This is a genomic window from Salinibacterium sp. SWN167 (assembly GCF_015864665.1).
Lineage (GTDB): Bacteria > Actinomycetota > Actinomycetes > Actinomycetales > Microbacteriaceae > Rhodoglobus.
On the sequence record NZ_JADYWU010000001.1, the window covers coordinates 896,211 to 916,901 of the forward strand.

At 62.5% G+C, this 20,691-nt stretch carries 19 protein-coding genes; 7 read left to right on the forward strand and 12 right to left on the reverse strand.

What is annotated here, in order from left to right:
- Positions 1-47: 47 nt before the first annotated feature.
- Positions 48-1,943 (forward strand): heavy metal translocating P-type ATPase, encoded by a 1,896-nt coding sequence (locus tag I6E60_RS04255; protein WP_197179006.1) that lies wholly within the window; start codon positions 48-50, stop codon positions 1,941-1,943.
- Here I6E60_RS04255 and I6E60_RS04260 read toward each other — a convergent pair.
- The 9 genes from I6E60_RS04260 to I6E60_RS04300 all read right to left on the reverse strand — a co-directional run bounded on the left by I6E60_RS04260 (position 1,940) and on the right by I6E60_RS04300 (position 11,077).
- Positions 1,940-3,448: an oxidoreductase gene (locus I6E60_RS04260; protein WP_197123256.1), complete on the reverse strand. Its 1,509-nt coding sequence runs from the start codon at positions 3,446-3,448 to the stop codon at positions 1,940-1,942. The genes I6E60_RS04255 and I6E60_RS04260 overlap by 4 nt on opposite strands.
- Positions 3,445-4,305, reverse strand: a complete 861-nt coding sequence (locus I6E60_RS04265; RefSeq protein ID WP_197179007.1) for an FAD:protein FMN transferase — start codon at positions 4,303-4,305, stop codon at positions 3,445-3,447. The genes I6E60_RS04260 and I6E60_RS04265 overlap by 4 nt, the downstream gene beginning before the upstream one ends.
- The gene (locus tag I6E60_RS04270; RefSeq protein WP_197179008.1) at positions 4,289-4,738 is read right to left on the reverse strand and encodes an FMN-binding protein; all 450 of its coding nucleotides are present in this window, start codon (positions 4,736-4,738) and stop codon (positions 4,289-4,291) included. The genes I6E60_RS04265 and I6E60_RS04270 overlap by 17 nt, the downstream gene beginning before the upstream one ends.
- An 80-nt stretch (positions 4,739-4,818) precedes the next feature.
- Positions 4,819-5,199, reverse strand: coding sequence for a monovalent cation/H(+) antiporter subunit G (gene mnhG, locus I6E60_RS04275; protein ID WP_197123262.1), 381 nt, complete (start codon positions 5,197-5,199; stop codon positions 4,819-4,821).
- Positions 5,196-5,462, reverse strand: a complete 267-nt coding sequence (locus tag I6E60_RS04280) for a monovalent cation/H+ antiporter complex subunit F (RefSeq protein ID WP_197123264.1) — start codon at positions 5,460-5,462, stop codon at positions 5,196-5,198. The genes mnhG and I6E60_RS04280 overlap by 4 nt, the downstream gene beginning before the upstream one ends.
- On the reverse strand, positions 5,459-6,094 hold the full coding sequence (locus I6E60_RS04285) for a Na+/H+ antiporter subunit E (protein WP_197179009.1): 636 nt from the start codon (positions 6,092-6,094) through the stop codon (positions 5,459-5,461). The genes I6E60_RS04280 and I6E60_RS04285 overlap by 4 nt, the downstream gene beginning before the upstream one ends.
- On the reverse strand, positions 6,091-7,647 hold the full coding sequence (locus I6E60_RS04290) for a Na+/H+ antiporter subunit D (RefSeq protein WP_197123267.1): 1,557 nt from the start codon (positions 7,645-7,647) through the stop codon (positions 6,091-6,093). The genes I6E60_RS04285 and I6E60_RS04290 overlap by 4 nt, the downstream gene beginning before the upstream one ends.
- Entirely contained in the window at positions 7,644-8,168 is a 525-nt protein-coding gene (locus I6E60_RS04295) for a Na(+)/H(+) antiporter subunit C (protein WP_197123269.1), read from the reverse strand. Before I6E60_RS04295 ends, I6E60_RS04290 begins: the two co-directional genes overlap by 4 nt.
- Complete coding sequence (locus I6E60_RS04300; RefSeq protein ID WP_197179011.1) at positions 8,165-11,077, reverse strand: Na+/H+ antiporter subunit A; 2,913 nt, start codon at positions 11,075-11,077, stop codon at positions 8,165-8,167. Before I6E60_RS04300 ends, I6E60_RS04295 begins: the two co-directional genes overlap by 4 nt.
- Before the next feature lie 273 nt (positions 11,078-11,350).
- On the opposite strand from I6E60_RS04300, the gene I6E60_RS04305 reads away from it, so the two are divergent.
- Positions 11,351-12,124, forward strand: coding sequence for a glucosamine-6-phosphate deaminase (locus I6E60_RS04305; RefSeq protein ID WP_197179013.1), 774 nt, complete (start codon positions 11,351-11,353; stop codon positions 12,122-12,124).
- Positions 12,125-12,183: 59 nt separating this feature from the next.
- Positions 12,184-12,726, forward strand: a complete 543-nt coding sequence (locus I6E60_RS04310) for a DUF1697 domain-containing protein (RefSeq protein ID WP_197179015.1) — start codon at positions 12,184-12,186, stop codon at positions 12,724-12,726.
- On the opposite strand, the gene purU is transcribed toward I6E60_RS04310, so the two are convergent.
- Positions 12,723-13,577, reverse strand: coding sequence for a formyltetrahydrofolate deformylase (purU, locus tag I6E60_RS04315; protein WP_197123278.1), 855 nt, complete (start codon positions 13,575-13,577; stop codon positions 12,723-12,725). The two genes, I6E60_RS04310 and purU, sit on opposite strands and share 4 nt — an antisense overlap.
- A gap of 40 nt (positions 13,578-13,617) precedes the next feature.
- Here purU and I6E60_RS04320 point away from each other — a divergent pair, with 40 nt between their 5' ends.
- A complete protein-coding gene (locus I6E60_RS04320; protein ID WP_197123280.1) occupies positions 13,618-14,871 on the forward strand; it encodes an MFS transporter in 1,254 nt (417 codons plus the stop codon).
- Here the strand turns inward: I6E60_RS04320 and nagA are convergent.
- Positions 14,807-15,979 carry an N-acetylglucosamine-6-phosphate deacetylase gene (gene nagA / locus I6E60_RS04325; protein WP_197123657.1) on the reverse strand — a complete coding sequence of 391 codons (1,173 nt, stop codon included), beginning with the start codon at positions 15,977-15,979 and terminating at the stop codon, positions 14,807-14,809. The two genes, I6E60_RS04320 and nagA, sit on opposite strands and share 65 nt — an antisense overlap.
- Before the next feature lie 221 nt (positions 15,980-16,200).
- Between nagA and glyA the strand changes: the two genes are divergently transcribed.
- Complete coding sequence (gene glyA / locus I6E60_RS04330) at positions 16,201-17,484, forward strand: serine hydroxymethyltransferase (RefSeq protein WP_197179017.1); 1,284 nt, start codon at positions 16,201-16,203, stop codon at positions 17,482-17,484.
- 78 nt (positions 17,485-17,562) lie between these two features.
- Here the strand turns inward: glyA and I6E60_RS04335 are convergent, their stop codons facing one another.
- Complete coding sequence (locus I6E60_RS04335; RefSeq protein WP_197123373.1) at positions 17,563-18,369, reverse strand: DeoR/GlpR family DNA-binding transcription regulator; 807 nt, start codon at positions 18,367-18,369, stop codon at positions 17,563-17,565.
- Between the two features lie 101 nt (positions 18,370-18,470).
- On the opposite strand from I6E60_RS04335, the gene melA reads away from it, so the two are divergent.
- Complete coding sequence (gene melA / locus I6E60_RS04340) at positions 18,471-19,787, forward strand: alpha-galactosidase (RefSeq protein ID WP_197179018.1); 1,317 nt, start codon at positions 18,471-18,473, stop codon at positions 19,785-19,787.
- A complete protein-coding gene (locus I6E60_RS04345) occupies positions 19,784-20,623 on the forward strand; it encodes a class II fructose-bisphosphate aldolase (RefSeq protein WP_197179019.1) in 840 nt (279 codons plus the stop codon). Before melA ends, I6E60_RS04345 begins: the two co-directional genes overlap by 4 nt.
- The last annotated feature ends 68 nt before the right edge of the window (positions 20,624-20,691 follow it).

Below are 20,691 nucleotides of genomic sequence, written 5' to 3' on the forward strand. Positions count from 1 at the left end.
GCCTGTGCTGGCTGGCCGGATACCGCGAACGAGAGTAGAACGAAGGTATGGCTACATTTCTTTCCGTCACGTTGCGCTCGGCTGTGCGTCGCTATCCGCTCGTCGCTCTGACGGTTGTCGTCGGCGTGGTGGGCCTCGCGCTGAACTGGACTCCGGCATCCGCAGTCGTTCCCTGGCTGCTGTCGATCTATTCGCTCGGCGTTGCCGTGCGTGAGGCCGTGTCGATGGTGCGCAAACTGCTGCAGCACCAGTTCGGGCTCGACGTGCTGGCGGTGACGGCGATCGTGGCGACGGTAGTTGTTGGCGAATACTGGGCGAGCATCGTCATTGTGCTGATGCTCACCGGTGGTGAAGCGCTCGAAGACTTTGCGGCCGGTCGCGCCAAGCGCGAACTGAACGCCTTGCTAGATCGGGTTCCTCAAACAGCTCATCAGCTGACGGCCGCCGGCGACATTGTTGATGTGCCGGCCACAGAGGTTGCAGTGGGTGATCGCCTCGTCGTGCGCCCTTCGGAGATTGTGCCGGTGGATGCGGTGCTGGTGTCTGCCACGACCGCAGTCGATGAGTCGTCGCTCACGGGCGAAAGCATGCCGGTCGAGAAAGTCACCGGAGACCTGCTGTTGAGCGGTTCGGTGAACGGGCCAGAAGCTGTCACGGTGCAGGCGAGCGCGCGAGCATCCGACAGCCAATACCAACGGATTGTTGAGCTCGTCACCGAAGCGGCGGAGAGCAAAGCACCCATCGTGCGTCTGGCTGATCGCTACGCGGTGCCGTTCACGCTCGTCTCGATTGGCCTGGCTGCTATCGCCTGGTGGATCTCGGGTGACCCTGTGCGGTTCGCCGAAGTGCTTGTGGTGGCAACACCGTGTCCGCTGTTAATCGCAGCCCCGGTGGCGTTCATGGCCGGGATGTCGAGCGCGTCTACCTATGGCGTCGTGGTGAAAAACGCTGGCACCCTCGAAGTGCTGGCCCGTGCGAAAACGGTCGTGTTCGACAAGACAGGCACGCTCACGAGCGGTCGTCCCGTTGTCGTCGACGTGCGGCCTGAGGGCGCGGTGACCACCGACGAATTGCTGGCCCTCGTGGCAGCAGCAGAACAATATTCTTCCCACGTGCTTGCGGCATCCCTCGTGGAGGCAGCGAAGCAACGCTCTCTCGCGCTCCCCGAAGTATCGGATGCCCGCGAAGTCGCCACCCACGGTGTGCAGGCTCGCGTAGGAGGCAAGCTCGTCACCGTGGGTAAGCCTGCATTCGTGGCCGAGCAGGCTCCCACACTCACTCGAATCGATCTCGCAAGCGGCGAAGCTGCTGTCTACGTGGGCATCGATGATCAGTACGCTGGTGCGATTGTGCTGCGCGATGCGGTGCGGCCCGAAGCGGCACGCACCCTGACAGGACTGCGCGAACTGGGCATCCAGAAAACTTTAATGCTCACGGGGGATGTGGAGCAGACGGCGCGCAAGGTGGCCGACGAACTCCACATCAGTGAGGTTCACGCGGAGTGCCTGCCCGAAGACAAGGTGCGACTCGTGCACGCCACTGCTCCGCACCCGGTCGTAATGGTGGGCGACGGCGTGAACGATGCGCCCGTATTGGGAGCTGCCGATGTCGGCATCGCGATGGGCGCCAAGGGCTCGACGGCGGCGAGCGAATCGGCTGACGTGGTGATTCTCGTCGATGATCTCTACCGCGTCGTGTCGGCGGTGCAAGTCAGTCAGCGCACTGTGCAAATCGCCTTGCAAAGCATTTGGATCGGTATCGCCATCAGCGTGGGGCTCATGCTCTTTGCGATGACGGGAGCGCTGCCTGCAGTCGTCGGCGCCGGGCTTCAAGAAGTTGTTGACCTCGTCGCGATTCTCAATGCGTTGCGGGCACTGAGTCTCAAGCGTCGCGTGCGTGTCTCGTCGAGCTCGAACGCGGCTGGCGTGCAACTGCCGAGCTAGTACCCCGAGAAGTAGTCGGTGTGGATGCGGCGGGCCCCGTTAGCGCGCAGTGTCGCCTTGAGGTCGTTCACGAGGGAGGGCGGGCCCGAGAGGTACGCGCGGCGGTCGGCCAAGTCGGGCACGAGCGCGGAGAGGGCGTCGCCGTTCATCCGCCCCTCGCTGCCGAGCACCCAGCCTTCGGGAAGTGACTCGACCGGCTGCGGCCCGAACACAATGACGCGCACGCCGGCCTCCACAAAGAGTCCGGAGAACGGCAACGTTTCGGTGCTGGAGGTCGCGTAGATGAGCACGATATCGCGTTCGTCATCGTGCAGGTGAGAGTGTGCGACCTGGCTGGCGAAGGGCGTGACACCGATACCGCCGGCCACGAGCAACAACGGTTCGGTGGTCTTTCGAGGGAGTACGAAGTCGCCCCAGATGCCGGTGGCATTGACGTCGGCTCCGCGCGGCAGTGCGAGGAGGGCTGCTTTGAAACTGCTCGACTTCTCGGGCGCCGTGAACGTGATCGACAGGGTCGCCCCCGCCGAGGGTGCAGACGAGATCGTGAAGTAGCGACGTGCTCCCCGCAGGTCGGGCGAAGGGTGCGGCAACGAGAGCTCAATGTATTGACCCGCCCGGAACGCGAGAGTGCGGTGCGGGGCAAAAGTGAGCTCCCACGTGCCGGGAGCTATCTCTTCGGTTTCGGTGAGCGTCATCCGGATGGTGCGGCGCTGAGTGAACGCGAAGGCGACCAGATTGCCTAGGAGCAGTGCCAGCAGCGGGTCGCTGTAGAGGGTCCCAATCGAGAATGGGATGGCGAAGAGCAGGGCGACGAGCGCGGCGACGCTGAGGCGTTGCCAGCGTCGCGGCGGTAGCGTAAGCGGTTCGCTGAGCATGAAGCCGACGAAGAAGATCAGTTGCGAGGAGGTGAACGTGACGGCGATCGCTTCGGCAATATCGCCACCATTGGCAAGCGTGAGGGCGATGCGGATGCTGGCCGCGAGCACCACAAAGGTCAGCCCCAAATCGAGGCGTTGAGTGCGATACAGAATAAGGAACGCCGCGATGATGATGAGGGGCTGCAGCCACGGGGTGCCGATCCACCACGTGGGGAATCCGATCGGAACCCAGTAGAAAACGTAGGCCCCGAGGGCTGCGGGATTGAAAATATGGCGCCCGCGGAATGCGATCAGAAATTTGGATGCCGCCGCAACGGTCGAGGCAAGTGCGATCGACAGCAGCCCGTCGAGTTGCAGGCTCGGTGCCATGATGAAGAAGACGAGCAACCCGGTGATGAGCGACGATTCGAGGTGCGCGCGCTGCCGCACGATGCGCGCGCCGAGCCAGCTGGCCGCAGAGCTAAACACGACGGCGATCGGCAGACTGGCAAGCAACGCAAAGGGATCAGCAGCGATGAGATCGAAGAACGCGAGTGCAATCGACGCTACCGCGAGAACGGCGAGAGACCCGAGCACAAGGGTGTACATCGGCACGGCACCGAGGGTGCGATCAAGCCAGCGCTTCATAAGAACAACTCTCCTGTGAACCCCGGCGAGTGCTCTACTCGACCGGTAGACAGCATCCGCACCCACTGACAATCGAACTCCTCCGCGAGCGATGCGGGGTCGGCAAAAAAGAGTGCGGTGGCGAGCCCGTCGGCTTCGAGCGCGGTCGGGGCGATCGCCCAGGTGGCGATGATGCGGTCGGTGGGGAGGCCCGTGCGGGCATCCAAAATGTGGTGCAGCCCCGCCCAGGCGCGTCGGTTGGGAGCTGACGCACAAATCGCCTCATTGCTCACGGTCACCACTCCGATGGCTTTGCTGGTGTCGAGCGGGTGCTCCAGCGCGACCCGCAGTTCACCGTCGCCGCGGTGCAGCAGGTCTCCGCTCGCATCCACCGTGGCGGAGCGGACTCCGTGCTCGGCGAGTACCTCGGCCACGAGATCCACGAGGTAGCCCTTGCCTGCAGCGCCGACGTCGAGCACGGCGGGGGTGAGGGTGGTGAGTTCGCTGCCGTTCCAGCTGATCGCTTCGTGCCAGTCGGGCACGCGCGTTCGGGTCGCGGTGGGCTGCAACGAGTAGGTGCGGTCGTAGCCGAGCTCTTCCAGAGCACGGCCCACGAGCGGGCTCATAGCGCCGGCGGTCGCATCGTAGAGGCGACGGTAAAGCTCGAACAGTGGGGGAGCATCCGGCGGAAAAGGATAGCTGCCGGGGGTGCGGGCGATGCGGCTGACGAGGGAGTCGTCACGAAATCGCGAGTAGGTGCGGTCGAATTGCTCGATGCGGCGCTGAATCGCGGCGAACACCTCAGGGTCGAGGGGGTCGGCGGTGTCAATCTGCCAGGGCGCACCAATGGCATCGAACCTTTTACTCGGCGAGGGCATCCGCCTTGATGGCGTCGACGGCGTTGTTGAAGCCGCCGCTTGTGAGCGACGAGCCGGCTACTTTGTCCACCGAAAGTTCGTCGATGTTCTTGCCGACAACTTCGGCGGCGATTCCGTTGATGAATTCGCCTTGGAACTGCTTCGAGCTGGGGTTGTCTCCGTTGCCGACGACGGTGACGTCGGTGATGACATTACTCTCGAGCGTGAGCGTCACGTCAACTTGTTCTTGGCCGTCGGGGGAGGTGTAGTTGCCCGACTCCGTGTAGGTTCCGTCGGTGTACTCGGCACCGGTCGCGGTGGCATCGGGAACAGTGGTTTCAGCCGAACCGACATCCGCAGTCGTTACCGTGCTTGAGCAAGCGGAGAGTGCACCCACGAGGGTGACACCGGCAAAGAGGGCAACGGCGGTCTTGTTGTCGGTGAGGCTGCGCATGGGGCTCCCAGAGGTAGGCGAGTGTTCAGTATGCCCGAGCAATCCTGACGGGAAGCTGGAATTTTACGGTGTCAATCGCCTTATTCGGATCCGGGTTCGGTGTCATCGAATTCTGGAGCGGCATCGATGGCCTGCTCCAGTTCGTCGACAAGGAGCGAATGGGGCGCGATGATTCCTCCCCGATAGCCGGCGCGAGCAATCATGTGGGCCGATACCGGAGCGGTGATCATTTGGAAAATGAGCAAGAAGATCAGCAGGAGAATTGTGGAGAGTTGACGTTCTTGCAGGGCGATGGCCAACAGCACGAACGCCAAGCCCAGAATCTGGGGTTTGGTTGTCGCGTGTAGGCGCGCAATCGCATCCGGAAAACGGAGAAGGCCAACACCAGCGGCGACGGAGAGGAACCCGCCAAGCAGGAGAAATACGCCGGTAAGGATGTCGAGGATTGAGTCGAGAATCATGAGTTGGTTCTCCTCGAGACATAGCGCGCCACCACAACGGAACCGAGGAATGCAGTGCTCGCGAGCACGAGCATCGCTGGCAGGCTTCGCGTGTGACCGTTGTAGACCATCTCCGCTCCCAGCGCGCAAATGATCGTCGTGAGCAGCATGTCTGAGGCGATCATGCGGTCAAGGATGGAGGGGCCGCGGATGATGCGGTAGAGCGCCAGAAGGCCTGCGATGAGCAGCATCACACCGACGGCAAGAAACACCCAATCGCTCATCGTGTGGCCTCCGTCTCATGAATGCGGGCAAGATCATCTTTCGACCCGATGGCACGAACGATGCGCGCCTCCACGACGAGCACCTTGGCGCGCATCGCTTCGACAGCGGCGGCCGTGGTGGTGTCAAAGGTGTGGAAGTAGAGGATGGCGCGTTCCCGATCCACTTCGACGACGATTGAGCCGGGAACCAGCGACATCGCAATCGCGTCGAGCGTCATGACGAAATCTGAGCGAGTGCGCAGCTGAACGGCAATGACGGATGATGTGGGGATCGGTCGAGGGTTCAGCGCTTGGAAGGCGACGGTGAAGGAGGCTACCGTGACGTCGGCGATGAAGTGGGCGATAAACACGAGCGAGTACCAGAGGTTCAGGCGGCCCGAAATGTCGGCAGGGGGCAGATAGAGCACTCGGGTCACGGCGATCGCCACAAGAAATCCGGTCAGGATGTTCAGCCACGAGAACTGGCCCCAGAGCACACCCCAGAGCACCACGAGCCCGAGCAGCAGCGGCAGCTGCTTCCAGACGCGGCCGCGAACTTCGGTGCGCGAGACCTTGCGTGCACTCGCTGATTCAGAGGCGGTCGGATTCGTTGACGCCGCTACGGAGGCGGGCTGGTCGTCCTGAGGACTCATTCGAGGCCTCCCGGGAACACAGTATTGACGTAATAGGCGGGGCCATTGATGTTCTCACCGGCATTAGCGCTGAGGTCGAAGAGCGGGGTCGCGAAGACGGTGAGCGCGATGCTCACCGTCACCATCGCGACGGTGGCGCCGACCATGATTCGAGGCGTGGTGCGCACTGACTCAACGACGGGGGAGCTTCCGGTTTCTGCCCGCATCGCCAACGGGTTTTCGTAGTCGGCCACCTCTTCGGCGTCGCGCCAGAAGATCATGCTCCAGGCACGAGCGAGGGCATAGAGAGTGAGCAGCGACACGGCCGCGCCGCAGCCGATCAGTACCCACGCGAGCACGGACCCGTTGTTGGCTCCGGCCTCAAACAGTGCCAACTTTCCGAGGAAACCGGAGAACGGTGGGATGCCGCCGAGGTTCAACAGGGGGATGAAGAACAGCACCGCAATCAACGGACTGGTCTTGAGCATCCCGCCCAGCTTGTTGATGCCGGTCGTGCCACCTTGACGTTCCACCAGCCCGGTGGCCAAGAAGAGAGTGGTTTGAACGGTGATGTGGTGAACGATGTAGAACGTGGCCGCTGCAAGGCCGGCCGCCGTGTCGATGCCGATACCGAACAGCATGTAGCCGATGTGGCTGATGAGCGTAAAGGACAACAGTCGCTTGATATCGGACTGCGCGACGGCTCCCAAGATTCCAATCACCATCGTGAGCGCCGCCACAATGAGCAGCACGGTATTGAGTTGGCCATCCGGGAAGATGATCATCTCGGTGCGGATGATGGCGTACACGCCGACTTTGGTGAGCAGGCCGGCGAAGACTGCCGTGACGGGGGCTGGCGCCATCGGGTAGGAGTCGGGCAGCCAGAACGACAGTGGGAACACTGCGGCCTTGATGCCGAACCCAATCAGCAACATGACGTGGAGAATCAACTGGATGTCGGCGGGCAATTCCGCAAGTCTCACGGTGAGCTGCGCGATGTTCACCGTGCCGGTCGCACCGTAAATCATGGCGATGGCGGCGAGGAAGATGGCGGAGGAGACCAGGCTCACGACGATGTAAACGGTGCCGGCACGGATGCGGGGCTTGGTGCCTCCCACAGTGATCAGCACGTAGCTTGCGACGAGAAGAATCTCGAAACTGACATACAGGTTGAAGAGGTCACCCGCGACGAAGGCGTTGAAGACTCCGGTCGCCAAAATGAGGTAGGTCGGATAGTAGATCGAGACGGGAGTCTCGCGGTCGCCATCGGCGAGGCCCTGGCCCACCGAGAACACGAGAACGGCCAGCAGCACTGCGGCGGAGACGACGATCATGAGGGCAGAGAGCCGGTCGACCACGAGCACGATGCCGTAGGGGGCAGGCCAGCCTCCGACTTCAACGGCAATCGCGCCATTGGTGTTGACGGCCACGAGCAAGGCGGCACCGATCAGAAGAACGGCGCTGAGCACGCTCACGGCAATGAGCGTTTGGACGCGGGGACGGTTGGCTTGGGTGAGAGCTGCTGCTGCGCCGAGCAATGGCAGGAGAACAACAAGAGTGGTTAGTGCGCTCATGCGCCTGCCTCCTTCTCGTCGATTTCTCGCTGTCTGCGTTCGGCCGCCAGGCTCTCTTGCTCCTCGCGTTCCTCCTGCTTTTCGAGGTCGAGGGCGGTGGAGATGGCCGCTGCGGCTCGAGTGCCGAACTCGGTGTCGTCACCGTCAACGGCACGATCGGTGGTCACCGAACTTCTCCGGCTGCCCATTGCGAGGTCTTCTGAATCGTCGTAGACCACATCAGCATTGGCTAGGCGCCACGACCGGTAGATAAGAGCGAGCAGGAATGCGGAGACTCCGAAGGTAATCACGATGGCGGTCAGGATGAACGCCTGCGGCAGCGGATCGGCTGTGGCATCCTCTTCGCCGAAGAACGCTGCAGCTCCGGAAGGCCCCGAGACGATAAGGATCAGCAAGTTGGTGGCATTACCCACGAGCAGGAAGCCCAACAAGACGCGCGTCATGCTGCGCTCGAGAAGCAGGTAAACACCTACCGAGTAGAGCACGACCATGATGACGACGAGGGTGAGAGAGGCGTTCATATGGTGCTTCCGCTCTCGAGAGATTCAGAGGACTCTTCGCGCTGGCGATCGATCTCGGCGCCGAGGCTGCGCAGAACATCCAGCACCATTCCGATGACGACGAGGTAGACCCCGATGTCGAAAATGGTGGAGGTAGAGAACTCAAGGTGGCCGAGCACGGGAATCGTGGTTTCGAAGAACGTGGAGGTAAGAGCATCCGCGCCGAGGAAGAGTGGCACGGTGGCGGTTCCCGCCGCGAGCACGAGCCCGACGCCCAGGATGCGCCCCGCATCGAACGGCGCTGCTGCGCCGAGCTCGTAGCGTCCACCGGCGAGGTATCGACCGGCGAGCGCGAGTCCCGCCACGAGACCGGCGGCGAACCCGCCTCCCGGCAAATTGTGGCCAGCGAACAAGAGGTAGATCGACAGCACGATCAGGGGGTGGAAGAGCAGGCGAATAACAACTTCGAGGAGAATCGACCGGTTTTCGGGAGCCAACTTGCGGCCCGCGAGTAGCCACGCGGTGCGAGTCGACGGGTCTTGAACACCGGGCAGGTACTCGGAGGACACGATTTCGCGTGATGGCTTGAGTCGAGCGCGGATCGTGCCGCGGGCACGGGTTTCGGAGACACGGGGCAGGTTGTCGGTGCGGCTGCGCAAGAACACCAGACTGGCGACGCCGGTCGCGGCAGCCACGATCACCGAGAGTTCTCCGAGCGTGTCCCAACCGCGGATGTCGACGAGCACGACGTTAACCACGTTGCGGCCGTGACCGATCTCGTACGCGAGTTCAGGCAGTGACACGGAGATGGGATCTGCACTTCGGGCGCCAAGCGCGACGATGGCGACGATGCCCATAAGGAGGCCGACGGAGAGGCCAACGGCAGCACGCAATACGCGTCGCGAACTGCCGTGCGCTTTGCCCAAGCGAGCAGGCAGTCGTCGCAGCACCAGCACGAAGGCAATCAGGGTGACGGTCTCGACCAACACTTGAGTGAGAGCGATATCGGGAGCGCCGTGGAATGCGAATAACGCGGCCATGCCATACCCCACGACTCCCACGAGCACAGCGGCTTGGAACCGCTTCTGGGCGCCGAGTAGGGCGAGGGCGGCAACGATCATGACGGTGCCGACGGCGAGTTGCCCTGGGCTGTCGAAGAGTCGGATGGAATCGGGCCACGTGCGATTCAGCGCCAGCGTGCTGCCTACCGAGCCGACCATCACGAGCAGGATGACGGTGAGATAGAACGGCAGCGAACCTCGCTGCGTAGTGGCTGTCACTCGCAAGGCAATACGGTCGAGCGTGCGCAGGCCGGAGCGGTACAGCTTGTTCGAGTCGACTAGCGAGGGCACTCGGGACTGGAGACTGAAGACCTGGGTGCGTGCCCAGAAGAGTGCGAGGCCGCCGAGCAACGTGGCGGCCGAGACAAAGAAGGCGGCGTCGAAGCCATGCCAGAGCTTGAGGGAATACTCGTAGCCTTCTGAGGCGAACTGCTGCGAATAGCCTTCGAGCACGGTTCCGATGGTGCCGAAGAGCGGGGCAAGAACGAGACCGGTGAGCGCGAGAATTGCCGGCGACGACAGGAACCAGACATTCTCATGCAGCGGCCGCACTGTCTCGACTCCGTCTTTACGAGCGAAGGCACCCCAGAGGAAACGTGCGCTGTAGGCCACAGTGAGGGTAGATCCCACGGCGACTCCGATGACCGCGATCCATCCCAGCGCCGATCCCGCGCTCGCGCTTTCGAGGAAGCTGGCAAGAACAGCTTCCTTGGCGACGAACCCGGCGGTGAAGGGGATACCGGCCATTGACACTGCGGCGATGATCGCGACCGTGGCGAGGAACGGGGCTTCGCGGCCAAGCCCGCTCAACTTGGTGAGGTCGCGTGTTCCCACACGGTGGTCAATGAGTCCGACGACCATGAACAGCGCCGCCTTGAAGAGAGCGTGAGCAAGAAGCAGCGCAACTCCAGCGAGAGCCGCGGTGCGAGAGCCAAAACTCACGACCGTCAGCAAGAACCCGAGCTGACTGACGGTGCCATAGGCAAGCAAAAGTTTGAGGTCGACTTGGGTGAGCGCGCGCCATCCGCCCACCAACATCGTGAAGACTCCCAAGCCGAGGAGCAGCGGCTGCCACCCCGGGGTTTCAGCGAACCCGGGTGCCAGGCGAGCGATGAGATAGATGCCTGCCTGCACCATCGCGGCAGCGTGCAGATAGGCGCTGACCGGAGTGGGCGCGGCCATCGCCGAGGGCAGCCAAAACTGGAACGGAACGATTGCTGACTTGCTGAGCGCGCCCACGAGAATCAGCATGATCGCGATGGTGACCGCGGTTCCCTCGGGGGCAAGGTCGACGAGCCGCGCCAGGCTGGCAGTGCCGGTGCGTTCGGCCAGCATGACGAGCCCGACCAACATCACGAGCCCACCGGCGGTTGTGACGATGAGGGCCTGCATCGCAGCGATGCGGCTCGCGAGCCGACCGGTGTTATGGCCAATAAGGAGGAAGGAGAACACCGTCGTGGCTTCCCACAGGATGAAGAGCAAGTAGACGTTGTCGGCGATCACGAGCCCGTACATGGTGCCGGTGAAGGCGAGGAAGACGGCCGCGAAACGACCAAGCCCCTCTTCAGAAGCAGCGAAATACTTGATGCAGTAGAGCATCACGAGCGTGCCGACGCCGGTGACGACGAGGGCAAGCAGCCACGAGAGGGTGTCGACCCGAAAGCTGAGATCGAGGTGCAGTTGGGAGATCCATGGAATGGTCTCCGTTGGCGGAGTATCCGCGAGAACGGCGGGAGTCTGCAGCAGAGTGTAGATAAATGCCGCTGCGGGAATGATGGCCGTGATGAAGAAAACACGAACACCAACTCGGCGGGTGAGCGCAGGGATCACCAGGGAAACGAGCGCGAACGCACCGAGCAGCACTATCACGGGGCTCTCCGCTTCGAGCTGGGGCTGGAACCGTGCGGATTCAGTGCAGTTCTCCCTTAGAGTGCTCGATCTGGTGATCGAGTGCTGCAGTACAGCCGGGGCGAGTGGCGTTGCAGCAGAGTGGCGAGATGGTCGGTGTCTTCGTCTCGAACATTCTACCGGACGAATATCTGGACGGGTGATGAAGGTGACGACGCGAGTGCTGCGCTCATTCGCAGAGACCACTTCGCCAATCCTCCCGCGATCGCACCGGGTAGCTCTAAGGTCGATGGCATGGCTGAGGTAGTAATCGTTGATGACAAACACGCGGCGGGCGAAGTCGCTGCAGACCTCATCGAGGCACTCGTGCGCCGCACCCCGGATGCTGTCCTCGGCCTAGCGACCGGGTCGACGCCCTTAACAACGTGGGCTGCGCTCGCGGCTCGCGCCCTCGATCTTTCCGCTGTGCGGGGTTTTGCTCTCGATGAATATGTCGGATTGCCTGCGGGGCATCCCGAGAGCTACCGCTCGGTGATCACGCGCGAAGTTGTTGAACCGCTCGGGTTAACACCGGAGCTCGTGCAGGTGCCTGCCGAGAGTGGCCCCATCGAGACCGCGGGTGACGACTACGAGCGCGCGATCGTCGCGGTGGGTGGCGTCGACCTGCAAATTCTCGGAATCGGTTCGACGGGCCACATCGGCTTCAACGAACCCGGATCCTCGTTCGCCTCACTCACCCGCGTCAAGACCCTCACTCAGCAGACGCGACTCGACAATGCGCGCTTCTTCGATTCGCCCGACGACGTGCCGCGGCACTGCATCACGCAGGGGCTCGGCACCATCCAGCGTGCGGGGCATCTGGTGCTGCTGGCGTTTGGCGAAGCGAAGGCGACGGCGCTCGCGGGGGCGGTCGAGGGGCCGGTGACCGCGAGCCTGCCGGGATCGGCAATTCAGTTGCACTCCACCGTCACGGTGATTGTGGACGAGGCTGCGGCATCCGAACTGAAGTTTGCCGACTACTACCGCTACTCCTGGGAGAACCGCCTCGACTGGGAGAGGCTGCGCTAAAGCTCCCGACTTCGCCAGCGGCGACGCCTCGTGTCGGTACTCCGTGCCATCGTTAGCTCATGACGAACTATGTGGCGCTGCTTCGCGGCATCAATGTGGGCGGCTCGAATGTGATCAGCATGGGGGCGCTTAAAGAGTGCTTTACCGATGCCGACTTCGCGGACGTGCGCACCTACATTCAGAGCGGCAACGTCGTGTTCGCCTCAGACGCGCCGGGCAGCGCCGAGCTTGAAGTCGAAATTGAGCGGATGCTGCGCGAGCGCTTGGGCGCAGACATCCTCGCTGTCGTGCGCTCCGACGACGAATTCGCGGCCACCATTGCGGCGGCCCCGAGCGATCACGGTTCCGCGGAGCTGCTGAGTGATGTGCTCTTTCTCAAACGCCCTCTCACCGCAGCGGAAGCACTCACCCTCGTGCCCGAACTCAACGAACAGGTTGACTCTGTCTCAGTAGGCCCCGATGCGCTCTACTTCTCACGCACCGTCGTCGACTCGGCGAGATCGCGCATCGACCGCCTGCGCGCTAATCGCCTCTCGAAGCGGATGACGGTGCGCAATTGGCGCACGACGCTGAAGCTGCGCGACTTGCTCGACGGGGACTAGCGGAAGATGATCGTGCGCGCCCCGTCGAGCAGCACACGGTCTTCGGCGAACCACTTCACGGCTTGCGTGAGCGTGCGGCTTTCTTCGTCTTGACCGATCGATCTGAGTTCGCTTGACGTGCTGGCGTGGTCGACGCGCACCACGTTTTGCTCGATGATCGGGCCCTCGTCGAGGTCGCTCGTCACGAAGTGGGCGGTGGCGCCGATGAGCTTCACACCGCGAGCGTGCGCCTGCTTGTAGGGGTTCGCGCCCTTGAAGCCGGGCAAGAAAGAGTGGTGGATGTTGATGATCTTGCCGCTCAACTGCTCGCACAGTTCGGGGGAGAGGATCTGCATGTAGCGGGCCAGCACCACAAGTTCGATGTCGTGCTCTTCGACAACCTCGAGGATGCGTTCTTCGAAGGCCAGCTTCTGGCCGGGCGTCGTGACAGCGTGCGACTCGAACGGCACCTCATAGAACTCGGCGAGCGAGCCCAAATCGGGGTGGTTACTCATGATCAGCGGCAGGTCGATCGGCAGCTGGCCAGCGCGCTGGCGGTAGAGAAGGTCGTTGACGCAGTGTCCGGCCTTGGATGCGAGTACGAGCGTGCGCAGCGGGCGCCCCACCACGTCGAGTTGCCATTCCATCGCGTACCGCTCGGTCACGGGGGCGAGGGCTTTCTCGAAAACCTCGCGCGGAGCATCCGACTGCACCTGCAAGCGCATAAAGAAGCGCCCGGTGTCTCCGCTGGAGAACTGCTGCGATTCGGTGATGTTGCCGCCGGCCTCAACAATGGCGCCACTGATGGCGTGAACGATGCCGGGCTTGTCATCACAAGTGAGGGTTACGATCCAATGCGTTGAGGTAGTCACTGATTTAGCGTACCGGTGCTGGCGGTAGAGTTAGTCAAACATGAGCACGTCACGCACTTCTTCGCCCGCCTCCTCTCAGGCATTTCCGTGGGCAGGCCTCTTCACTCTCTCTGCACTGATCTTCACTTCGGTCACGAGCGAATGGTTACCCACCGGATTGCTGCCCGAAATCGCCGCCGAGCTCTCTGTCTCGGAGTCGCAGGTGGGCTTGCTCATCACGATCTTCGCCGCGACTGTTGTGATCTCCACGGCTCCGCTCGCCGCTCTCACGCGCAACCAGCCCCGCAAGAAGCTCGTCATCATCGTGCTGATTGTCTTTGTGATTGGTAACTTGCTCGCCGCTGTGGCACCCAACTATGCGGTGCTCGTGATCGCCCGCATTATCGGTGGGCTGTCGCACGGACTGTTCTGGGCCGTGGTCGGCGCCTACTCGGCGCACCTCGTTCCGCCGCACCAGGTTGGCCGCGCCGTTGCCGTCACGAGCGCGGGTGCGACCGCCGCCTTCGTGCTCGGAGTGCCCGTCGGTACCGCTCTCGGTCACGCCCTCGGCTGGCGCTTGGCCTTCGTCGTGATTGCGATCATCATCGCGGCGCTCACGATTATGGTCGTGCGCATTTTGCCGCCCGTCGATCACCAGCAGCCCCTCGCCACGGGCGAAATCTCGATCCCGCTACGCAAAGACCGGTCGGTTCCCGGCGTCATCTACGTCTGCATCTTGGTGGCGCTCGTGATGCTCGGCCACAACCTCTTCTATACCTACATCGTTCCGTACCTGATTGGCCCGGCCGGAATCGACACCGGCGCCGTCGCTGGGGTTCTCCTGCTCTTCGGTGCCGCCGGCGCCCTCGGTCTCGCGCTTGCCGGTCTCTTGGTCGACCGCTTCCCGCGCAGCATCATCCCCGTCACGGTTGCCCTCGTCGCGATCTGCGCCGCGCTGCTCGGCCTATTCCCCGCCGAGCCCGCCATCATGTTCACCGTCATCATTGTCTGGGGAACGGCCTTCGGCGGTGTTCCCGCCATGATGCAAACACGACTCTTGCAGCTGGCCTCACCGCGCATGCGCGATGTCGGCTCGGCCTACCTCACGACCTCGTTCAACATCGGTATCGGCGGTGGAGCGCTCGTGGGCGGCATCCTGCTCGACAACCACGGGGTTATCTCGTTGCCCTACGTTGACGCCGGCATTCTGGGCGTTGCGGTGGTCTTTGCGATCATCGGTGGCGAGCTACTCAGACGGCGAGGCGCGAAGGCTGCGGCAATTCGCGACCAGCAGCCCACACCGCCCGCACCCTAAGGTCGGCATCGAGTAGCACGGCGTCGGCGGCAAATCCGGGAGCAAGCGACCCGAGGTCGCCTTCGCGCCCTATTGCCCGGGCAGGAATAGCGGTGGCCGCGGCAACAGCCTGCGGCAGGCTCAAGCTCACATCGGTCACCGCGCGACGTACCGCGGCATCCATGGTGAGAGTGGAACCGGCAATAGCGCCGTTATCGCTCAAGCGGGCAACGCCGTCGGTCACCGTGACATCGAGCGAGCCGAGTAGATAATGTCCGTCGCCGGCGCAGGTTGCCGCCATCGCATCAGTAACCAGCGCGATGCGGCCGGGGGCCGAAGCGAACAACATTTTTACGACATCAGGATGCACGTGCACGCCGTCGTTGATGACCTCGAGCGTGACGCCCGGAGAGTGAAAGGCTGCAGCCACCGGGCCGGGAGCTCGGTGGTGGATCTCACGCATGGCATTGAACGCGTGGGTCAAGATGCTCGCGCCAGCCTCAAACGCGGATCGGGTCTCGGCGTAGGTGGCGGCAGTGTGGCCAATCGCTACGCGTACATCGGCGGCGACGAATTGGGCGACAGCCTCAGCGCCGCCGGGGAGTTCTGGGGCCAACGTGATCTGGCGAAGCGTTCCATCGGCGGCGGTCAGCAGCTGCTCGATCTCGGTCGCCGTAGGAGTGCGAAGCGCGGCCGGATTGTGTGCACCACGGAACCCCTGATCGATAAACGGACCTTCGAGGTGGCTGCCCAATACGAGGGGATCCCGGTGGGTGAGCTCAGCAACCTCGCCCAGCCGCTCGACAAGACGTTCGTGGCCATCGCTAATGAGCGAAAGAACAGAGCGGGTGGTTCCGTGGCTGCGGTGGGCGGCAAGCGCCGTCGTGATGGCGTCTATTCCGTCATCGAACGAGACACCGTCGGCGCCGTGACAGTGGATGTCGATAAAGCCGGGAGTAAGAAAATCGCCGTTGGCGTCGGTGACGAGGGTGGCGGCATCCGCTTGCTCGCGCCAGGAGTCACCGGTACCCGTTGCGCCAATGCTGTCGCCCGTGAACCCTACCCACGCGTTATCGCGCTGCACACCGTCGCTCACGAGCGTTGCGGAGTGGATGATGCGGGTAAACATGGGGTCCATTCGGGGGAGTGAGAGCGCTCTGGCGCGGTTCCTGAGCGGCGGCGATGTAGTCCAAAGTCTGACAGAAATAGGGGGTATCTCAAGGCTCAGTTAGACCACTTGAAGGACAGACTTCTTTCCTACCGCGCGGAAAGATGGCACACACTGACTGCTTGCGTTGAGCGTTCACCCGGTATCTTGGAAGTATCCACCCCGTCGCAAGGAGATCATCTGTGTCAACGTTCCTCTCGCCTCTCTCTGAGGTAGACCCTGAGATCGCTGCGGTGCTCGCTCAAGAGCTCGACCGTCAGCGCAACACTCTCGAGATGATCGCGAGTGAGAACTTCGTTCCGCGCGCCGTTCTTGAGGCACAGGGTTCGGTTCTCACCAACAAGTACGCCGAGGGTTACCCGGGGCGTCGCTACTACGGCGGCTGCGAATTTGTGGATATTGCTGAGAAGCTCGCCATCGATCGCGCCAAGAGCCTCTTCGGTTCCGCGTTCGCTAACGTTCAGCCCCACTCGGGTGCGTCGGCCAACGCCGCCGTTCTGTCGGCTATCGCTAAGCCCGGCGACCGCATCCTCGGCCTTTCGCTCGATCACGGTGGGCACCTCACGCACGGTATGCGTTTGAACTTCTCCGGCAAGCTTTACGAAGCTCACGCTTACGGCGTGAACGAAGAGACCGGCGTTCTTGATATGGCGGATGTTCGTGCCAAGGCCATTGAGGTTCAGCCGCAGGTCATCATCGCTGGGTGGTCGGCTTACTCGCGTCAGCTCGACTTTGCTGAGTTCCGTTCGATCGCCGATGAAGTTGGAGCAGTGCTCTGGGTTGATATGGCGCACTTCGCTGGACTCGTTGCCGCTGGTCTGCACCCGAACCCCGTTCCTTTTGCGGATGTAGTGTCCTCGACTGTTCACAAGACCATTGGTGGACCGCGCTCGGGCTTCATCCTCACGAACAACGTTGATATCGCCAAGAAGATCAACTCCAACGTGTTCCCCGGCCAGCAGGGCGGACCGCTCATGCATGTGATCGCCGCCAAGGCGACCGCCTTCATGCTGGCAGCATCCGATGATTTCAAGGATCGCCAGGAGCGCACCCTTCGTGGCGCCAAGCTTCTTGCTGAGCGTCTCGTTCAAGACGACATGACTGAGCTCGGCATTGATGTGCTCACGGGAGGCACCGACGTGCACCTCGTGCTCGTCGACCTGCGCAAGTCAGAACTCAATGGTCAAGAAGCCGAAGACCTGCTGCACTCGGTTGACATCACCGTCAACCGCAACGCTGTTCCTGCCGACCCGCGCCCGCCGATGGTGACCTCGGGTCTCCGCATCGGAACGCCGGCATTAGCAACCCGCGGATTCGGTGACGCCGAATTCACGGAGGTTGCCGACATCATCGCCGAAACTCTCAAGCCCGGGGCAGACCTTGCCGCGCTGCAGGCACGTTCGCGTGCGCTCGCCGATGCCTTCCCGCTCTACGAAGGCCTCGAGAGCCCCGGTAGCTGGGCCTAAATAACCCAGAACTGAGCTGAAACAGCCTGAAGCCAAAGACCTCGTCACCTTGTCATTGCGGCGGCGGGGTCTTTGGCGTTAAACGATGTGTACTTCGACACCGGCGGCCCGCATGCGGTCCAATTCCTCAGGGTCGGCCGTGGCATCCGTAATGAGGGTGTGCACGCTCGAGATCTCGGTAACGCGCGCGAGCGCCAGCCGACCGATCTTCGATCCGTCGGCCACGACCACGGTGCGCTGGGCATGAGTCACCATGGCGTTATTCGTGCGCGCTTCGGTCTCGTCGTGAGTGGTAACGCCGCCCTCTACCGAGATGCCGTCGCTGCCCAAGATGGCAGTGCCGACGTTGATGGCATTGAAAGTATTCTCGGCAAGAACCCCGACGAGTTCGAGGGATTGGGGGCGTAGTAGCCCGCCGGTCATCACAACTTTGAGCTGGGGATACGACGTGACGAGCCCGGCGATGGTGAGCGAGTTGGTCACGATCGTGAGCTCGGGGTGGGTGGAGAGCGCTCGTGCGACGTAGGCCGTCGTCGAACCGCCGCTGAGCGCGACCGCATGCCGCCCCGAGGGAACCAAAGTCGCCATGCGAGCGGCGATTGCTTTCTTGGCATCCTGCGATTGGGAATCACGAAAAGTGACCGGCAGCTCGTGCCGGGCCTCGATGACGGTGGCACCGCCATGAGTGCGCACCAAAAGCTGTTGGTATTCGAGCTCTGCAAGGTCGCGCCGCACAGTGGCCGGTGAGATCGAGAGTGTCTCTGCGAACTCACTCAGCGATACTGACCCACGCTCTGAGAGAAGATCGAGGATGGCGATCATGCGCGTCGAGCGTTTAGTGGAGGCGGCGTGACGCTTCGTGTTGTCGATGACCATGCCACCCATTATCCATCCTTTGGTCAAATTCGCTCACCCAAAATGATCGTTTTGCGGCTATTGCGCTCATTATCTTGCGCGATTCACTCAGTGTACGTAAAGATCGATCCATGACCCACATTGTCTTTATCGGTGCGGGAAGCGTCGTGTTCTCCCGCCAGCTCATCGCGGACCTCTTGCGCTTCGACGACCTTCCTCAGCTCACGCTCGTGCTGCACGATATCGACGCCGAGCGCCTGCGCGTTGCGGCTGAAACGGCGACGAAACTTTCGACCCAACTCGACCGTGCGGTCACCGTGGTTTCTACCCTCGATCGGCGCGAGGCGCTCGCCGGGGCAGACTTCGTGATCAATATGGTGCAGGTCGGTGGCATCGACTCGACCCGCACCGATCTCGAAATTCCGGCCAAGCACGGACTTCGTCAAACGATCGGTGACACCACCGGTGTCGGCGGTGTCTTCCGCGCCCTGCGTACCTTCCCGCTGCTCTCCGCCATCGCTGCGGACATGCTCGAACTCTGCCCGGATGCGTGGCTCCTGAACTACACAAACCCGATGGCGATGAACGTGTGGTGGCTGAGTGTCGTTGCCCCCGACCTCAAGGTTGCCGGAATCTGCCACAGCGTCTACTGGACAGTAAGCGACCTGTGCGACCTCATCGGCGTGAAACTTGACGACACTCACTACCGGGCTGCTGGGGTAAACCACCAAGCGTGGCTCTACGAGTGGTCCCTCGATGGTGAAGACCTGTACCCGCGCCTGCGCGCCGCGATTGAGGCTGACCCAGAATTGCTTAATCGAGTGCGCGTGGAGATGTTCCGCCGCATCGGTTATTACCCCACGGAAACGAGCGAGCACTCCTCCGAGTACCTCTCGTGGTTCTTGCGCTCCGATGAACAAATTGCCCGGTTCCGGCTCCAGCCGCTTGAGTACCTCGGTATCAGCGAAGAGAACGTCGCTGACTTTGCACGAGCTCAAGAGGCGCTCGCCGCGGGTGAAGAACTGGAACTCGAAGAGGGGGCCGCTGAATACGCACCCCAAATCATCCATTCGATCCTGACCGGCACCGAACGAATCGTGCATGTCAATGTGGTCAACCGCGGATTGATCTCCAACCTCCCCGAGGGGGCGATCGTCGAGGTGCCGGCAACGGTTGATCGCTCAGGGATTACACCGCACGTTGTCGGAGCGATTCCGACCCAGGGGGCAGCGCTTAACCGCAGCTACCTCTCGGTCGCCGAGCTCACCATTGAAGCGGCTCTCACGGGCAATTCCGATCGTGTTCGCCAAGCGCTGCTCGCCGACCCGAACGCGATTTCGACGCTCACCCCGGAGCAAATTTGGGCGCTCTGTGACGAGATGACCGAAGCGCACGCGGCCGTTCTGCCGGTGTCACTCGGCGGGCAGACGGAGCTGATTTTGCCATGACTCTGTCTTCTGCCGGCGAACTCGTCGCGTCGGCCGTCGAGGGTAACCTCGCCGTGCCGGCGTTCAACGTCATTACCCTCGAACAGGCCGAGGCCATCGTTGCGGGCGCTGAGAATGCAGGCATTGGCGTACTGCTCCAGATCAGCGAGAATGCGGTGCACTATCACCGGCAGATGGAGCCGTTGCTCGCCGCCTGTCGCGAGATTGCCGAAGCGTCGCTAGTGCCGATCGGCATTCATCTCGACCATTTCGAGAGCGCTGAACTCATCGAACATGCGCTCGAGGTTGGTTCTGGCTTGGGGGTGCGTTCTCTCATGGTAGATGCCTCGAAACTTGAGTATTCAGCGAACGTCGCGTTCACGGCATCCGTCGCGGATCACGCCCATGCTTTGGGCTGGTGGGTCGAGGCGGAGCTCGGTGAGATTGGCGGCAAGGATGGCGCCCACGCGCCGGGCGTGCGCACTGACGCCGTCGAGGCGCGGAAGTTCGTTGCCGCGACTAACGTCGACGGTCTCGCGGTCGCGGTGGGCAGCTCCCACGCTATGACGGAGCGCACGGCAGCGCTCGACATCGACCTCATCCGCGCGATCGCCGAGTTGCTTCCGGTGCCTCTGGTTCTTCACGGGTCATCGGGGGTGGCGGATGACGAGCTGCGGCGAGCAGTCGAGGCGGGCATCCGCAAGGTGAATATCGGCACGGTGCTCAACCTCACGGCTACTGCCGCGTTGCGCGCGGAGCTTGCTCGAATGCCGGATGCTGTCGATCCCCGAAAATTTACCGCGCTGGGCAGCACTCAAGTGACTGACCTCGTTGCGCACTTGTGCTCTGTCGTCTGAAACTGACCAGCACGAAACGAGACTGGGCGGCAGGGATCGTGCCCGAGCGCGAGCCCCTGCCACCCGCT

What these genes read in the sequence shown, in the direction of transcription:
- I6E60_RS04255 (WP_197179006.1), top strand. Translation starts at nt 48, where the DNA reads ATGGCTACATTTCTTTCCGTCACGTTGCGCTCGGCTGTGCGTCGCTAT.
- I6E60_RS04260 (WP_197123256.1), bottom strand. Translation starts at nt 3,448, where the DNA reads ATGAAGCGCTGGCTTGATCGCACCCTCGGTGCCGTGCCGATGTACACC.
- I6E60_RS04265 (WP_197179007.1), bottom strand. Translation starts at nt 4,305, where the DNA reads ATGCCCTCGCCGAGTAAAAGGTTCGATGCCATTGGTGCGCCCTGGCAG.
- I6E60_RS04270 (WP_197179008.1), bottom strand. Translation starts at nt 4,738, where the DNA reads ATGCGCAGCCTCACCGACAACAAGACCGCCGTTGCCCTCTTTGCCGGT.
- mnhG (WP_197123262.1), bottom strand. Translation starts at nt 5,199, where the DNA reads ATGATTCTCGACTCAATCCTCGACATCCTTACCGGCGTATTTCTCCTG.
- I6E60_RS04280 (WP_197123264.1), bottom strand. Translation starts at nt 5,462, where the DNA reads ATGAGCGATTGGGTGTTTCTTGCCGTCGGTGTGATGCTGCTCATCGCA.
- I6E60_RS04285 (WP_197179009.1), bottom strand. Translation starts at nt 6,094, where the DNA reads ATGAGTCCTCAGGACGACCAGCCCGCCTCCGTAGCGGCGTCAACGAAT.
- I6E60_RS04290 (WP_197123267.1), bottom strand. Translation starts at nt 7,647, where the DNA reads ATGAGCGCACTAACCACTCTTGTTGTTCTCCTGCCATTGCTCGGCGCA.
- I6E60_RS04295 (WP_197123269.1), bottom strand. Translation starts at nt 8,168, where the DNA reads ATGAACGCCTCTCTCACCCTCGTCGTCATCATGGTCGTGCTCTACTCG.
- I6E60_RS04305 (WP_197179013.1), top strand. Translation starts at nt 11,351, where the DNA reads ATGGCTGAGGTAGTAATCGTTGATGACAAACACGCGGCGGGCGAAGTC.
- I6E60_RS04310 (WP_197179015.1), top strand. Translation starts at nt 12,184, where the DNA reads ATGACGAACTATGTGGCGCTGCTTCGCGGCATCAATGTGGGCGGCTCG.
- I6E60_RS04320 (WP_197123280.1), top strand. Translation starts at nt 13,618, where the DNA reads ATGAGCACGTCACGCACTTCTTCGCCCGCCTCCTCTCAGGCATTTCCG.
- nagA (WP_197123657.1), bottom strand. Translation starts at nt 15,979, where the DNA reads ATGTTTACCCGCATCATCCACTCCGCAACGCTCGTGAGCGACGGTGTG.
- I6E60_RS04335 (WP_197123373.1), bottom strand. Translation starts at nt 18,369, where the DNA reads ATGGGTGGCATGGTCATCGACAACACGAAGCGTCACGCCGCCTCCACT.
- melA (WP_197179018.1), top strand. Translation starts at nt 18,471, where the DNA reads ATGACCCACATTGTCTTTATCGGTGCGGGAAGCGTCGTGTTCTCCCGC.
- I6E60_RS04345 (WP_197179019.1), top strand. Translation starts at nt 19,784, where the DNA reads ATGACTCTGTCTTCTGCCGGCGAACTCGTCGCGTCGGCCGTCGAGGGT.